Origin of the sequence: Kitasatospora sp. NPDC101176 (genome assembly GCF_044768035.1) — a bacterium.
Lineage (GTDB): Bacteria > Actinomycetota > Actinomycetes > Streptomycetales > Streptomycetaceae > Kitasatospora.
The window spans coordinates 149,541-164,047 of record NZ_JBIWPA010000008.1 but is presented as its reverse complement, the minus strand read 5'-3'; the positions used below and the strand labels follow the sequence as shown (position 1 = coordinate 164,047).

The 14,507-nt window shown below is 75.4% G+C and carries 11 protein-coding genes; 9 read left to right on the top strand and 2 right to left on the bottom strand.

What is annotated here, in order from left to right:
- The first annotated feature begins 98 nt into the window (after positions 1 to 98).
- The 4 genes from ACIRS1_RS14940 to ACIRS1_RS14925 all read left to right on the top strand — a co-directional run bounded on the left by ACIRS1_RS14940 (position 99) and on the right by ACIRS1_RS14925 (position 4,109).
- Positions 99 to 1,001 carry a hypothetical protein gene (locus tag ACIRS1_RS14940; RefSeq protein WP_402839483.1) on the top strand — a complete coding sequence of 301 codons (903 nt, stop codon included), beginning with the start codon at positions 99 to 101 and terminating at the stop codon, positions 999 to 1,001.
- The gene (locus ACIRS1_RS14935; RefSeq protein WP_402839481.1) at positions 998 to 1,840 is read left to right on the top strand and encodes a response regulator; all 843 of its coding nucleotides are present in this window, start codon (positions 998 to 1,000) and stop codon (positions 1,838 to 1,840) included. Before ACIRS1_RS14940 ends, ACIRS1_RS14935 begins: the two co-directional genes overlap by 4 nt.
- A complete protein-coding gene (locus tag ACIRS1_RS14930; RefSeq protein WP_402839479.1) occupies positions 1,837 to 3,096 on the top strand; it encodes a sensor histidine kinase in 1,260 nt (419 codons plus the stop codon). Before ACIRS1_RS14935 ends, ACIRS1_RS14930 begins: the two co-directional genes overlap by 4 nt.
- Before the next feature lie 134 nt (positions 3,097 to 3,230).
- Positions 3,231 to 4,109, top strand: a complete 879-nt coding sequence (locus ACIRS1_RS14925) for an aminoglycoside phosphotransferase family protein (RefSeq protein ID WP_402839477.1) — start codon at positions 3,231 to 3,233, stop codon at positions 4,107 to 4,109.
- Between the two features lie 99 nt (positions 4,110 to 4,208).
- On the opposite strand, the gene ACIRS1_RS14920 is transcribed toward ACIRS1_RS14925, so the two are convergent.
- Both ACIRS1_RS14920 and ACIRS1_RS14915 read right to left on the bottom strand, forming a co-directional pair.
- Positions 4,209 to 4,454, bottom strand: coding sequence for a hypothetical protein (locus ACIRS1_RS14920; protein WP_402839475.1), 246 nt, complete (start codon positions 4,452 to 4,454; stop codon positions 4,209 to 4,211).
- Between the two features lie 170 nt (positions 4,455 to 4,624).
- Positions 4,625 to 8,539, bottom strand: a complete 3,915-nt coding sequence (locus ACIRS1_RS14915) for an amino acid adenylation domain-containing protein (RefSeq protein WP_402839473.1) — start codon at positions 8,537 to 8,539, stop codon at positions 4,625 to 4,627.
- A gap of 396 nt (positions 8,540 to 8,935) precedes the next feature.
- Here ACIRS1_RS14915 and ACIRS1_RS14910 point away from each other — a divergent pair, with 396 nt between their 5' ends.
- From ACIRS1_RS14910 to ACIRS1_RS14890, 5 genes are all read left to right on the top strand, one after another.
- Positions 8,936 to 9,670, top strand: coding sequence for a GNAT family N-acetyltransferase (locus tag ACIRS1_RS14910; protein ID WP_402839471.1), 735 nt, complete (start codon positions 8,936 to 8,938; stop codon positions 9,668 to 9,670).
- Between the two features lie 251 nt (positions 9,671 to 9,921).
- Positions 9,922 to 11,184, top strand: a complete 1,263-nt coding sequence (locus ACIRS1_RS14905; RefSeq protein ID WP_387904011.1) for a MurT ligase domain-containing protein — start codon at positions 9,922 to 9,924, stop codon at positions 11,182 to 11,184.
- Between the two features lie 46 nt (positions 11,185 to 11,230).
- Positions 11,231 to 11,959 carry a glutamine amidotransferase gene (locus ACIRS1_RS14900; protein WP_360218358.1) on the top strand — a complete coding sequence of 243 codons (729 nt, stop codon included), beginning with the start codon at positions 11,231 to 11,233 and terminating at the stop codon, positions 11,957 to 11,959.
- Positions 11,960 to 12,311: 352 nt separating this feature from the next.
- Complete coding sequence (locus ACIRS1_RS14895; RefSeq protein WP_360218361.1) at positions 12,312 to 13,337, top strand: 6-phosphofructokinase; 1,026 nt, start codon at positions 12,312 to 12,314, stop codon at positions 13,335 to 13,337.
- A 127-nt stretch (positions 13,338 to 13,464) separates the two neighbouring features.
- Positions 13,465 to 14,460 carry a 2-hydroxyacid dehydrogenase gene (locus ACIRS1_RS14890; RefSeq protein ID WP_402839468.1) on the top strand — a complete coding sequence of 332 codons (996 nt, stop codon included), beginning with the start codon at positions 13,465 to 13,467 and terminating at the stop codon, positions 14,458 to 14,460.
- Positions 14,461 to 14,507: the final 47 nt, after the last annotated feature.

Below are 14,507 nucleotides of genomic sequence, written 5' to 3'. Positions count from 1 at the left end.
CGGCGGGAACCGCCGACCGCCGTCCGCACGACCTACCACCGGGACCGGCCGGGGACGAACCGGCGCATCGCCGCAGACCAGGAGGACGGACACCGACCGTGGCAGCAGCAACCCCACCCCGCCGCCGGCGCGTCGCCGTACCGGCGGCGGCCCTGGCCGCCCTGGCCGTCCTCGTGGCGCTCGCGGTCCTGGCCGCCGGCCGGGTCACCGCCGGCGGGCTGCACGACGACGGCGCGGCCGCCCCGGTGTCACCACCGCCGCGGCCGCAGCCGCTCTGGCCCGACCTGGCGGCCTCCCCGCCGCCGATCGCCCCCGCCGACGGCGCCGACCCGGCCACCCAGGCGCCGCCGCAGCCCCTCCCCGACGTGACCGTCCCGGGGCGCGACATCACCGCCGTCGACGTCCGCGCCGTCCTCGCCAAGGACCCCGCACTGGGGCCGGAGGAGCGCCACGCCCTCGACTCCTGCCCCGGCTGCGAGGTCCGCGCACCCGAGTTCCGCGACCTCACCGGGGACGGCCGACCCGAGCTCGTCGCCGCCGTGGCCACCACCGGGCCGGTCGTGCTGCACGTCTACACCCTCGCCGAGGACCGCCTGCTGCCGGTGCTGCGGGCCGAGCTGGTGCGCGGGTTCAGCGCCGCGACGGTCGGATCCGACCTGTGGCTGTACGAGCCGACCACCGTGTTCCTGCGGACCAGCAGCCACTACGGCTGGAACGGGACCCGCCTCGCCCTGCTGGAACGGAAGATCGAGGGCATCGGCCCCGTCCCCGGGCCCACCACCGACGGCGGGAACGGCACCGGCCGGCCGGCCGCCGGCTCCGGTCCCGAGCCCGCGCCCGCGCCCGCCGTCACCCCCAGCTCCGGCCGCGGGCAGGCGCCGTCGCGGCCCAAGTCCACCGCCCCCGACGTCGCTCCCCCCACCGCCACACCGTCCCCACTGGCGGGCGCCGCCCCCGCGACCGCCCGCCCGGCCCCCGTTCCCTCGGAAGCGAAGCGATGAACCCCGCAGCCGCCCCCGCCCACCCGCACATCCTGCTCGTCGAGGACGACGAGGTGATCCGGGAGGCCACCCGGATGGCCCTGGAGCGCTACGGCTTCCCGGTCACCACGGCCGCGGACGGCCTGGAGGGCCTGGAGGCCTTCCACGCCGGCCACCCCGACCTGCTCCTGCTGGACGTGATGCTGCCGCTCCTCGACGGGGTCGGGCTCTGCCGCCGGATCCGCGAGGAGAGCCAGCTGCCGATCCTGATGATGTCGGCCCGCACCGACCCGGTCGACGTGGTCTCCGGTCTGGAGGCCGGCGCGGACGACTACGTCGTCAAGCCCTTCGAGAGCGCCGTGCTGGTCGCCCGGATCCGCACCGTGCTCCGCCGGGTCCGGGTGGTGCCCGCCTCCGACACGCCTCCGCCCGCGGCCCAGAACGGTCCGGCCGGACCGGCCGGACCGGCTGCGGTGCCCGTCGCGGTCACGGTGCCCGTCGCGATCGCACCGGCCGCACCGGCCGCACCGCCGGCCCCCGGCGGCACCCCGCCGGTCGCGCCCCCGTCCGCCGTGCGCAGCTTCGACGGCATGCAGGTGGACACCGACAGCATGGAGGTCCGGGTCGACGGCCGGCTCGTCCCGCTCACCCCGACCGAACTGCGGCTGCTGCTGGAGTTCACCGCCGCGCCCGGCATCGTGCTGGAGCGCTCCACCCTGCTGGAACGCGTCTGGGACTACGACTGGGGCGCCGACACCCGGGTCGTCGACGTCCACGTGCAGCGGCTGCGCGCCAAGATCGGCGCGGGCCGGATCGAGACCGTACGCGGGTTCGGCTACAAGTTCCGGCGCCCGGCATGACCCTGCGCCGCCAGATCGCCACCGCCGTCGCCGCCATCTCCGTGCTGGTCGCGGTGGCCGTCGGCCTGCTCGTCCACCAGGCGATGATCCGCCAGCACGTCGACCAGGCCCGCGCCTCCGCGCTCACCTCCCTCGACGCGGCGCTGGACGCCTACCGGCGCGGCGATCCCCCCGGCCGGGCCACCGTGGACGACCCGGCGCTGCCCGCCCCGCTGCGCGCGCTCGCCGCGGGCGGACGGCAGGGATCGCTGCTCGCCCGGGGCGCGCAGGGCGAGTCGATGTGGGCCGCCCGTCCGGTCCAGGGCGGGGTGATCTCGGCCCGGGTCGACTTCACCCAGGACCGGCAGGCCATCGCCGACCTCGACCGGATCATCCTGCTCGCCGTCATCGCCTCGGTCTTCACCACCGTCCTCGCCGGCGTGCTGGTCGCCGACCGGATCAGCCGCCGGCTGCGCACCGCGGCCACGGCCGCCCGGGGCATCGCCGCGGGCGGGACGGACACCCGGATCGGCGAGCTCGTCGACGGCCGGGACGAGGTCGCCGAGCTCGCCGCCGCCGTCGACCTGATGTCCCGCACGCTGCACCGCCGGCTGGCGGACGAACAGCGCTTCACCGCGGACGTCGCCCACGAGCTGCGCACCCCGCTCACCGGGCTGGTCACCGCGGCCGAGCTGCTGCCGCCCGGCCGGCCCACCCAGCTCGTCCGGAACCGGGTGCAGGCCCTGCGCGCCCTGGTCGAGGACCTGCTGGAGGTCTCCCGGCTGGACGCCGACGCCGAACTCCCCGACCTGGCACCCGTGCCGCTGGAACGGGCGGTGCGCCGGACGGTCGGCCTGACCGGCCTGGAGGTGGACGTCGAGGTGAGCGCCGACGCGGGCGCGGACCGCCGGGTCCGCACCGACCTGCGCCGCCTGGACCGCATCCTCGGCAACCTCCTGCTGAACGCCGACCGCCACGGCGCCGGGCCGATCCGGCTGCGGGTCGACGGTCACCGCATCACCGTCCGCGACCACGGCCCCGGCTACCCCGACGACCTGCTCGCCCACGGCCCCCAGCGCTTCCGCACCAACGCCCCGGAACGCGGCCGCGGCCACGGCCTCGGCCTCACCATCGCCACCGGGCACGCGCGGGTCATCGGCGCCGACCTGACGTTCGCCAACCACCCGGCCGGCGGCGCCGTCGCCACCCTCGTCCTGCCGCCCGACCCGGCCCCGCCCGGCCCGGACCCCGCCCCCGACCCCGACCCGCAGCCGTGACGCACCCCGGCTCCGATCACCCGGCCCCGGCCGCCGGCCCCACCGCCCCACCGCCCGCGGCCTGACCGCCCCTCAGCACGCCCCCGGGGAAATCCCGTCGACGCCGGGGCCGTCCCGCTGCTGGGATGGTCCGCATGACGACGATCGACGAGGGCCTGGTACGGGGCCTGCTGGCCGGGCAGTTCCCGCAGTGGGCGGGGCTGCCGCTGCGGCGGGTGGAGCCGGGCGGGTCGGACCACGTGATCTTCCGCCTGGGCGCGGAGCTGGCCGTCCGCCTGCCGCGCGGCGACTGGGCCGCCGGGCAGGCGGCCAAGGAGTACGCGTGGCTGCCGCGGCTGGCGCCGCACCTGCCGCTGGCGGTGCCGACGCCGGTGGCGGTCGGTGTCCCGGCCGCGGGGTACCGGTGGCACTGGTCGGTGGCCCGCTGGCTGGACGGCGAGACCCCGACGGAGGGCTCGCTGACGGACCCGCACGAGGCGGCGCGCGGGCTGGCGGCGTTCCTGGCGGAGCTCCAGCGGCAGGCGCCGGACTCCTCGCTCGCGCCCGGCGAGCACAACGGCTTCCTCGGCTCACCGCTCACCACCCGGGACACCGACACCCGCGCCGACATCGCCGCCGTCCGGGGCGACTTCGACGCCGGGGCGCTGACCGCCCTCTGGGAGGCCGCCGTCCGGGCGCCGGGGTGGGACCGGCCGCCGGTCTGGTTCCACGGGGACCTGCACACCGGCAACCTGCTGGCCCGGCACGGACGGCTGTCCGCGGTGATCGACTTCGGCGGGCTCGGGGTCGGCGACCCGGCCTGCGACCTGGTGATCGCCTGGACGCTGCTGACCGCCGACACCCGGCGGACCTTCCGCGCCGCCCTGGGCGTGGACGACGCCACCTGGCTGCGCGGGCGCGGCTGGGCGATCACCACCGGCCTGAACGCCCACGCCACGTACGCGGCGACCGACCCCCGGGTGGCCGCCGCCACCCGCCGTCAGATCACCGAGGCCCTCGCCGATCCTTTCTAGGGCTGGGCCCGCGGGTCGGACGGGGCCCGATCCGTTCCGGGGCCCGTCCGGCGTCGCGGGCCCGGCCCGATCCGCCGGACGGGCCCCGGAGGCGGGTGCTCAGCCCTTGGCGTCGGGCTGCACCACGCAGACCGCGTTGCCGAGCATCGACCCGAAGCCGCCGAGCAGCGCCCCGGTGACGGCCTTGCAGGCGGCGGCCTCCTCGGGGGTCTTCGGCCCGTTGTTGGTGGTGTCGGCGGCGGCGGCCGACTGGGCCAGGGCGAGCGGCGCGGCGAGCAGCAGTGCGCAGCACGCGGCGCCCAGGACGGACTTCTTCAGACGGGACGGGAGGCGGGACGCGGACATGGGGATCCCCTTCGGAGGAGGTGGGTTTCGGCGGTGAGCCGAGCCATCCCTACCCGAAGGGGATCCCCCGTTCACGGATCCTGCGCCATCCGTGAGCGTGTCCGGACGCCGGCGTCGCGGGCGCGGGCCCGGTCGGCGGGCCCGGTCGACGGGCCGCGGCCCGAGCCGGGTCAGCGCCGCGGCAGCGCCCGGACCGCGGCGGCCAGTTCGGCCACGCCGTGCTCCTTGAGGACGCCGTAGTGGTCGGCCGCCAGGTCGACCACGGTGGGCGGGGCCGCGGAGTAGCCGGTGCTGCCCTCGATGAAGGAGTAGTCGTCGCCGGCGGCCTTGAAGACCGTCACCGGGACGTCCAGCCGGCGCTCCGCGAGTTCGCGGAAGCTGTAGTCGAACTCGTAGGTCTCGCCGACGATCCGGACGATCCGGCGGATCACCTCCTCGTCCAGGGTGGGCAGCAGCCGGTGGACGAAGCCGACGAAGCCGTCCTCGTCGGCGGCCTCGGCCAGGCACCGCTCCAGCTCGGGGCCGCTGACCCGGCCGGTGAACACGCCGAACAGGATGCTCACGTAGGCGGGGTTGGCGTAGGAGGCCTCACGGCCCCACCGGCGGCCGTCGGCCTTGCGGACCTCCGGGTTGCCGGGGCAGATCAGCAGCAGGTCGGCGACCCGCTGCCCGGCCCGTTCGAGCTGCCAGGCGGCCTCGAAGGCGACCCGGGCACCGAAGGAGAAGCCCCACAGCGTGTACGGGCCCTCGGGCTGCACGCGGCGCAGTTCGGCGATGTCGGCGGCGGCCGTCTCCCGGACGGTCGGGTACGGCGTCTCGCCCTCGTTGATGCCGTGCGCCTGGACGCCGTAGAACGGTCGGCCGTCGGCCGCCTCGCGGCCGAGCAGGCGCAGGTTCATCGGGTAGCCGCCGAGGCCGGGCCAGCAGAACACCGGCCTGGCCGCCCGGTCGTCGCCGGGGTCGAGCCGGATCAGACGGGAGGAGGCGGGTCCGGTGGCGCCGCCGGCCGTGCCGGCCCGTTCGATGCGGGCGGCCAGGTCGGCCAGCCGGGGGCTCTCGAACAGCACCTGGAGCGGCAGCGAGGTGCCGAACTCGCGGTTGATCCGGTTGACCAGGGCGACGGCGATCAGCGAGTTGCCGCCGGCGGCGAAGAACTCGTCGGCCGCCGAGACGTCCTGGTGGCCCAGCGCCCGGCTCCAGGCCTCGGCGAGCCACCGTTCGTGCCGGGTGGCGGGGGCGACGTACTCGCCGCGGACCTGGGCGGTGCGGACGGCGTCGGAGGCGGCGAGGGCCCGCTGGTCGACCTTGCCGTTCGCGGTGAGCGGCAGGGCGTCGACGACCAGGACCCGGTTGGGCAGCATGGAGTCGGGCAGCAGGGCGGCCAGTTCGTCCTTGACGATCTCGGCCGGGCCCTTCATGTGGACGGTGTCCTCGTGCATGCCCTCGCTGCGGATCTGCTCCTCGCTGACCTTGCCGCCGAGGAAGAAGTACGAGGCGCCGGCGTCGAGGCCGGCCGCGGCGAGGAGCGCGTCGAAGCGCCGGGCGGCGGGCAGCGGGTGGCCGCTCCTGGAGCTGTAGCCGGAGGACATCAGGCCGAGGCCCAGGCCGTTGCGCTGGAGGTGGTGGAGCTTGCTGCCGAGGGCGACGTACTCCAGCCACGGCTGCCCGGCGCGGCTGACGGCGGTGATGCCGAACGCGGCGCGGGCGTGGACGGCCTGGTTGATCGCGATGACGTGCCGGGCTTCCACGATCCCGTCGGCCACGCGCTCCAGCGCGCCGTCGGCGTACCGGTAGAGGCCGGCCGGCAGGCCCTCGACCCGGTCCCGGTGGGCCTGGACGTACAGCTCGGTGCACTCGGGGCGGGCCCGCCCGGTGTTGCGGTCGACCGCGAAGGCGCCCAGGTAGTGGTCCTCCTCGGCGACGTCCAGCCGGTCCTTGGCGGCCGGGTCGAGGCCGAGCGGGCGGACGTCCAGCCCGTACTCGGGCAGCACCTCCTCCAGGACGCCCAGCATGTGGCCGGTCTCGAACTCCAGCACCTCCCGGATGTTGTCCCGGTAGACGGGGGCGATCGCGCCGGTCTTCCCGGAGAAGTGCAGCGCCAGGTAGGTACGTTCGCGCTCCGGGGCGGGGCCGATCCGGATCAGGGCGTGCTCGACCGGGTGGTAGTAGTACAGCCCGGCCGCGAGGCCGTCCAGCCCGCCGGTCTCCAGGTACAGCTGGGTCGCGTACAGGGCGCCGGGCGAGGCGTAGGAGTACTTGGGCAGCAGCCGCTCCGCGCTGTGGAACTGGCCGAACCACCGCAGCACGCGGCCGAGTTCGGGGTGGCTGAGCAGCTCCAGGTCCCGGCCGAAGGGGGCGGTCGGGCGGGGGGCGAGCAGCGCGGTGAGGTCGCTCCGGGTGACGGCCCCGCCGTCGTAGAAGCGGTAGGTCTTGCGGGCGAAGGCCGCCCGGCGCTGCGCCTCGGACTCGCGCCGGCCGGGCAGTTCGACGCGCTCGCGGCCGGCCGTCCGGGCGGGCTCGCGCAGTCCCGGGTCGGACAGCTGGGCCCGGACCTGCAGCCGGCTGGCCTTGGACCGGTGGTGGCCGCCGTGGTTGCCCTGGTCCATCAGGGCGGCCTCGCGGGGGTCGAGTTCGACGCAGGCGACCAGGCTCCGGTGCCCGCCGCGGTCGTCGCCGGTGACGACGGCGGCAGCGCGGCGGACCCAGGTGTGCTCCTCGATCGCGCGGGCGATCTCGTCCAGCTCGACCCGGTGGCCGCGCAGTTTGACCTGGTTGTCGGTGCGCCCGGCGAACTGGATGGTGCCGTCGGGGTTCCAGTGCGCGAGGTCGCCGGTGCGGTAGAGCCGCTCGGTGGGCACGAAGGGGGACGGGACGAAGCGCTCCGCCGTCAGGTCGGGGCGGTTCAGGTAGCCGCGGGCCAGCTGGACGCCGCCGATGTACAGCTCTCCGACGGCACCGACGCCGACCGGGGCCCGGGCCTCGTCGAGGATGTAGCACTGGGTGTTGTCGACCGGCCGCCCGATCGGTACGGATCCGGCCCCGTCGTCGTCGAGCTCCGCCGGGTCGACGGGGTGCGCGGTGGCGTTGATGGTGCACTCGGTCGGCCCGTACAGGTTGACCAGGGCGGCCCCCGGCAGGGCCCGGCCGAGGTTGCGGGCGAGCCGCCGGGAGAGCGCCTCGCCGCCGGAGAAGATCCTCGTCAGGCCGGTGCAGTCGGTGAATCCCTCGGTGTCGAGCAGCGCCTGCAGCAGCGTGGGCACGCACTGCAGCGCGGTCACCCCGTGCCGGCGGACGGCGGCCGCCAGGGCCTCCGGGTCGCGGTGGATCCCGGGGGCGCCGGTGACGACGCGGGCGCCGACGGCCGGGGCGAGGATCTCCCACTGCGCGGCGTCGAAGCTCATCGGCGTCTTCTGCAGCACGGTGACCTCCGGGTCGAGGTGGCCGGCGCCGCGCATCCAGCGCAGCTGGGAGACCACCGAGCGGTGCTCGATCAGGACGCCCTTGGGCCGGCCGGTGCTGCCGGAGGTGTAGATCACGTAGGCGAGCGCCCCCGGCCCGGGGCCGTCGTCGGCCGGGGCCCGGTCGGGCGGGGCCGGGTGGTCCGGCGCGTCCTCGGCGGTGGTGACGGCGGTGCCCGCCGGGGCCAGCGCGGCCAGCCGCTCCCGCAGGTGCGGCTGGGTGAGGACGACCCGGGTGCCGCTGTCCTCCAGCATGTAGCGAAGCCGCTCCTCGGGGTACTCGGGGGCCAGCGGCAGGTAGCCGGCCCCGGCGTACAGGACGCCCCAGGCGCCGGCCACCAGCTCCACCGAGGGCTCGACGAACAGGCCGACGCAGTCGTCCGGGCCGGCGCCGAGCCCGCGCAGGTGCGCGGCGAGCCGGCGGGCTTCCTGCGCCAGCTCCCGGAAGGTGAGGCTCCGCCCCTCGGCGATCACGGCCGGGGACTCGGGCCGGGTGTGGGCCTGCCGGTCGAGCAGGCCGGTGAGGGCGACGCCGACCGGGGCCCGGCGGGCGTGCGGGACGACGGGGGTGGCGCCGGTGGTCGCGGTGGCGACGGCGGGGGTGGGGACGGACGGGGTGTTTCGCATGGGAGGGCCTTCGGTGCGGGGACGAACGAGGGGCCGGGCTCCGCTCTCGGGGGAGCGCCGGGCATGTCCTCCACGGTCGGCCGCCCGCCGTCCCGGCCGCCTGAGGCAGCGGTCCGGTCCTGCGCCCGGGCCCGTCCCGCCCCGGCGGCGCACCCGTCCCACCCCCGGCCGCCCACCGTCCCGGAAGGCCCGGACCCGGCCAGGACCCGGACCGGGACCAGCCCCGGAAGCAGGACCGGGAGCAGGGCCGGCGCCGGAAGCAGGACCGGGCAGGGATCCGGCATGGGCCGGTCAGGAGCCGGACAGGGCCCGTCACCGCCCGGTCGTCGCAGCGGGCATTCGTGCGTTCACGATCACGTAACCGGCCGGAAGCGCGACATCGGTAGCGTCGGCGGCATGACGGCATCACGCACTCGCCCCGAACGGATCTGGCCCCGGCCCTTCCGCAGGTCCGACCGCAGGTGCGCGGCGCCCGACGGCCGGGCCGCCCGCCTGCCCGCGCTCACCGGGGGGCCGTTCCGGGTGGCCCGCTCGCACCCGTCGACGGAGCAGCCGGCGCCCCGGCATCCGTCTCCCGCCCGCCCCCGCCCGGCGGGCGACCAGGCCGTGGAGGCCCCGTCCCGACTCGTCCTGGCCGACGGCACCGAGCTGCTGCTGCGCCCGGCCGGGCCGGCCGACCAGCCCGCGGCGCTGGCGATGCACGGCCGCTGCTCCCCCGCCTCGCTGCGGCTGCGCTACCACGGGCCGGTGCGCGACGCCGGCCGCTATCTGGAGCACCTGCTGGACGGCCGGCACGGCCGGAGCCTGGCCGTGACGACCTCCGACGGGCGGATCGTCGCGCTCGGGCACCTGATGTGGGACGACGGCGAGGCCGAGCTGGCGGTGCTGGTCGAGGACGCCTGGCAGCGCCGCGGGCTGGGGCTCGCCCTGCTGCGGCGGCTGTCCGCGGCGGCCCGCTCGGCCGGGGTGGGGACGGTGTACGCGGTGACGCACGGCGGCAACACCGGGCTGATCACCGCGATGCGCCGACTGCCCGCGCCGCTGGCCTTCCACTCCGAGGACGGGACCCTGGTGATCACGGCCACGCTGACCGCGGAGGAGCCGGGCGCCCGCAGCCGTCCGGCCTGCTGATCATTTCTTCACGACATCCTTACCCGGGGAACCGGGCGGGCCCCGCGAGGCGTCCCCGGCGGCGAGGGGCCCTCCGTACACCGCCCTCCTTGACGGCCCGTCAGTGCCCCGCGGGGGCCCGTCGCAGCAGGCGGCACGGGGTCCGGATCGTCGAGCCGGGCGGCGGAGTCGGTAGGCTGGCCCCGTCCCCGCCGCCCGACGGCCCGTTATCCGGCCCCGGGCGGTGCCGCAGCAAGGAGGAATCACTGAGCATGGCAGGCACCGAATCGGAGCCCACAGGCGCACGCGACGCCTCGCTGCCGGCCCGCGCCAAGATCGCGGTCACGGCCGGCCGGGTCGCCGCCGCCGTGTCCCGCAAGGCCGGACGCGGAAGCGGCTCGGTGATCGGCGGCAAGGTCGCCCTCAGGCTCGACCCCGACCTGCTCGGCACCCTCGCCGACCACCTGGACGTCGTCCTGGTCAGCGCCACCAACGGCAAGACCACCACCACCCGCCTGATCGCCGAGGCGCTGCGCGCCGCCGGCCCGGTGGTCTCCAACGCCCTGGGCGCCAACATGCCGGCCGGCATCACCTCCGCCCTGGCCGGCGGCTCGGAGGCCCGGTTCGGCGTCATCGAGGTCGACGAGAAGTACCTGGCGACGGTCGCCCGCGACACCCGCCCCAAGGCGATCGCCCTGCTCAACCTCTCCCGCGACCAGCTCGACCGCGCCGCCGAGACCCGCATGATGGCGGAGAAGTGGCGCGAGGGCCTGCAGAACACCGAGGCCGTGGTCATCGCCAACGCCGACGACCCGCTGGTGACCTGGGCCGCCTCCTCCTGCAAGAAGGTGGTCTGGGTGGCCGCCGGACAGGCCTGGAAGGAGGACGCCTGGTCCTGCCCCGCCTGCGGCGGTGTGATGCAGCGCCCCGGCGACGACTGGTTCTGCCAGGAGTGCGGCTTCCGGCGCCCCAACCCGCACTGGGCGCTCCAGGGCACCCACGTGATCGACCCGCAGCGCGGCGCCTGGCCGATCCAGCTCCAGCTGCCCGGCCGGGCCAACCTGGCCAACGCCACCAGCTCGGCCGCCGTCGCCGCCGTGTTCGGCGTCTCCCCGCAGGTCGCGCTGGAGCGGATGCGCTCGGTGACCGCGGTGGCCGGCCGCTACGACGTCGTCCAGTACCAGGGCCGGGACATCAGGCTGCTGCTGGCCAAGAACCCGGCCGGCTGGCTGGAGACCTTCTCGCTGATCGACGGCCCGCCGACCCCGGTGATCCTCTCCGTCAACGCGCTCGACGCCGACGGCACCGACACCTCCTGGCTCTGGGACGTCGACTACGAGCGCCTCGCCGGGCACCCGGTGTTCGTGATGGGGCAGCGCAAGCTGGACCTGGCCGTCCGCCTGGAGGTCGCCGGGCTGCAGTTCCACGTGGTGGACACGCTGGAGCAGGCCGTCCGGATGGCCCCGCCCGGCCGGATCGAGGCCATCGCCAACTACACCGCCTTCCAGCAGCTGCGGAAGGTCGTGGCCGGCTGATGCCGTGCCCGCAGCCCCATCTGATCGTGACGGAAGGCCTTCGAGGATGAGTGAGAGCAGCCTGCGCGTGGTCTGGGTCTACCCGGACCTGCTCAGCACCTACGGCGACCGCGGCAACGCCCTGGTCGTGGAGCGCCGGGCCCGCCAGCGCCATCTCAACGTGACCCGCATCGACGTCCGCTCCGACCAGGCGGTCCCCACCAGCGGCGACATCTACCTGATCGGCGGCGGCGAGGACCGGCCGCAGCGACTGGCCGCCGAACGGCTGCGCGCCGACAGCGGTCTGGTGCGGGCCGCCGAGAACGGCGCGATCATCTTCGGCGTCTGCGCCGGGTTCCAGATCATCGGCCACGAGTTCATCAACGACCTCGGCGAGCGCGAGCCCGGTCTCGGACTGCTCGACGTCTGGACCGCGCGCGGCGAGGGCGAGCGCTGCGTCGGCGACGTGCTCGCCGACGTCGACCCGCGGCTCGGTCTGCCGCAGCTGACCGGCTTCGAGAACCACCAGGGCATCACCCACCTCGGCCAGGGCGTGCAGCCCTTCGCCACCGTCAGCGTCGGCCGGGGCAACGGCACCGGCGACGGCACCGAGGGCGCCTGGCGGGACACCGTCTTCGGCACCTACCTGCACGGCCCGGTGCTGGCCCGCAACCCCGCGGTCGCGGACATGCTGATCAAGCTGGCGCTGGACGTCAACGCCCTGCCGCCGGCCGACACCACCTGGTACGACGCGCTGCGCGCCGAGCGCATCGCCGCCACGACGCGCCCCGCGTAGCACGTCCGCCCGTCCCGGCCGGGTGCCCGCGATGCGGTCACCCGGTCCGCGGACGGCCCCGGACGTACCACAATGGGGCTGCCTACTGCACACCCTCCTCGGCAGCAGGCTGCATTTCCGCGCGGGGGCGCCGACGGCGCCGCTCCCGCGTCGGCTCCTGCCCGGCCGGACGCAGGCGCCGTATGCTCGACTCCGCGGCCGGTTTCGGATGTTCTGTCCGGATCGGCCGGTCCTTCACCCCACGGCAACCTCCCCGCCACCGCGGCGTGGGGGCGCCCCGCTACGGTGTCGGCTCGTCGTCCCAGCCTGTAGTCCGGCCGTTCCTCGGTTCTGCTCGGGAGTTGCAAAGCTAATGCGTATCGGAGTGCTGACCAGCGGCGGTGACTGCCCCGGCCTGAACGCGGTGATCCGTTCCGTGGTGCACCGGGGGGTGGTCGACCACGGCGACGAGATCATCGGGTTCGAGGACGGGTGGCGCGGGTTCCTGGAGGGCCACCACCGCCCCCTGACCCTGGACTCGGTGAGCGGCATCCTCGCCCAGGGCGGCACCATCCTCGGTTCCTCCCGGGTGCAGCCCAGCCACCTGCGGGACGGCGTCGAGAGGGCCAAGAAGTACTGCTCGGACCTCGGCCTGGACGCCGTCATCCCGATCGGCGGCGAGGGCACCCTGAAGGCCGCCAAGCTGATGAGCGACGCGGGCCTGCCGATCGTCGGCGTGCCGAAGACCATCGACAACGACATCGCCGCCACCGACGTGACCTTCGGTTTCGACACCGCCGTCTCGGTCGCCACCGAGGCCCTGGACCGGCTCAAGACCACCGCGGAGTCCCACCAGCGGGTCATGGTCGTCGAGGTCATGGGCCGGCACACCGGCTGGATCGCGCTCAACGCGGGCATGGCCGCCGGCGCGCACGCCATCGTCGTCCCGGAGCGCCCGTTCCACATCGACGCGCTGACCGCCGTCGTCCGCGAGCGCTTCGACCGGCAGAAGAAGTTCGCCATCGTGGTCTGCGCCGAGGGCGCCAAGCCCGAACCCGGCACCATGCACTGGGAGGAGGGCAGCAAGGACATCTACGGCCACGAGCGGTTCACCGGCATCGCCACGCAGCTCTCCCGCGAGCTGGAGCACCGCCTCGGCAAGGAGGCCCGCCCGGTGATCCTCGGCCACACCCAGCGCGGCGGCACCCCGACCGCCTACGACCGGGTGCTCGCCACCCGCTTCGGCTGGCACGCCGTCGAGGCCGTCCACAAGGGCGCCTTCGGGCACATCACCGCGCTGCAGGGCACCAACATCAACCTGGTGCCGCTGGCCGAGGCCGTCGCCGAGCTGAAGACCGTCCCGCAGGAGCGCTACCTGGAGGCGGAGACGGTCCTCTGACCGCTCCGCACCGGACGCACGGAGGCCCCCGCACCGGTGCGGGGGCCTCCGTGCGTCCGGCAGGCCTCCCGGGCGGTTCCCCCACTAACGTGACCGGTGGACCGGACCACTCGTGGAGGGACAGCCGATGGACATCCTCGCGTACGGCGTGCAGGCCGACGAACAGCCCCTGCTGGAACGGGCCTTCGGCGGCCGCCACGCACTGCGCTGCCTGACGGTCTTCCTCGACCGCGACACCGCCCCGCTCGCCGCCGGCCACCCGGCCGTCAGCAGCAGCGTCAACGCCGTCCTGGACGCCGAGACCCTCGCCGTCCTGGCCGCCGGCGGCACCAGGCTGATCGCCCAGCGCTCCACCGGCTTCAACAACATCGACCTGGATGCCGCCGCCGGCCTCGGCCTCACCGTCGCCCGGGTCTCCCACTACAGCCCGTACGCCGTCGCCGAACACGCGTGGGCCCTCGCGCTGGCCGTCAACCGCCGCCTCACCCGCGCCGCCACCCGCACCCGAGAGTTCGACTTCCGCCTCGACGGCCTGCTCGGCCGCGACGTCCACGGCATGACGGTCGGGGTGATCGGCACCGGCAAGATCGGCGAGTGCTTCACCCGGATCGCGGCCGGGTTCGGCACCGAGCTGCTCGGCTGGGACATCGTGCAGAATCCGGCCTGTCTCGACCTCGGCATGACGTACACCGAGCTGCCCGAACTCCTGGCCCGCGCCGACCTGGTGAGCCTGCACGTGCCGCTGGTGCCCGCCACCCACCACCTGATCGACGCGACCGCACTGGCCCGGATGAAGGACGACGCCATCCTCGTCAACTCCAGCCGCGGCGGCCTCCTCGACAGCGCCGCCCTCGTCGAAACCCTCCGCGCCGGACGCCTCTCCGGCGTCGGCCTGGACGTCTACGAGGAGGAGACCGGCGTCTTCTTCACCGACCGATCCGTCCAGGGCGTCACGGACGACGTGCTGGCGCGGCTGGTCACCTTCCCCCAGGTCGTGGTCACCTCCCACCAGGCCTACTTCACCAGCACCGCGGTGGGCCAGATCATCGACGCCACCGCCCGCAACGTCGACGACTTCGCCGCCGGCCGACGCAACGAGAACACCCTCGTCCCGAAGGTCTGACCCGACGGGAAGCCCCGCGTGCACCCCGGCCGGAGGGCGGCTCGACG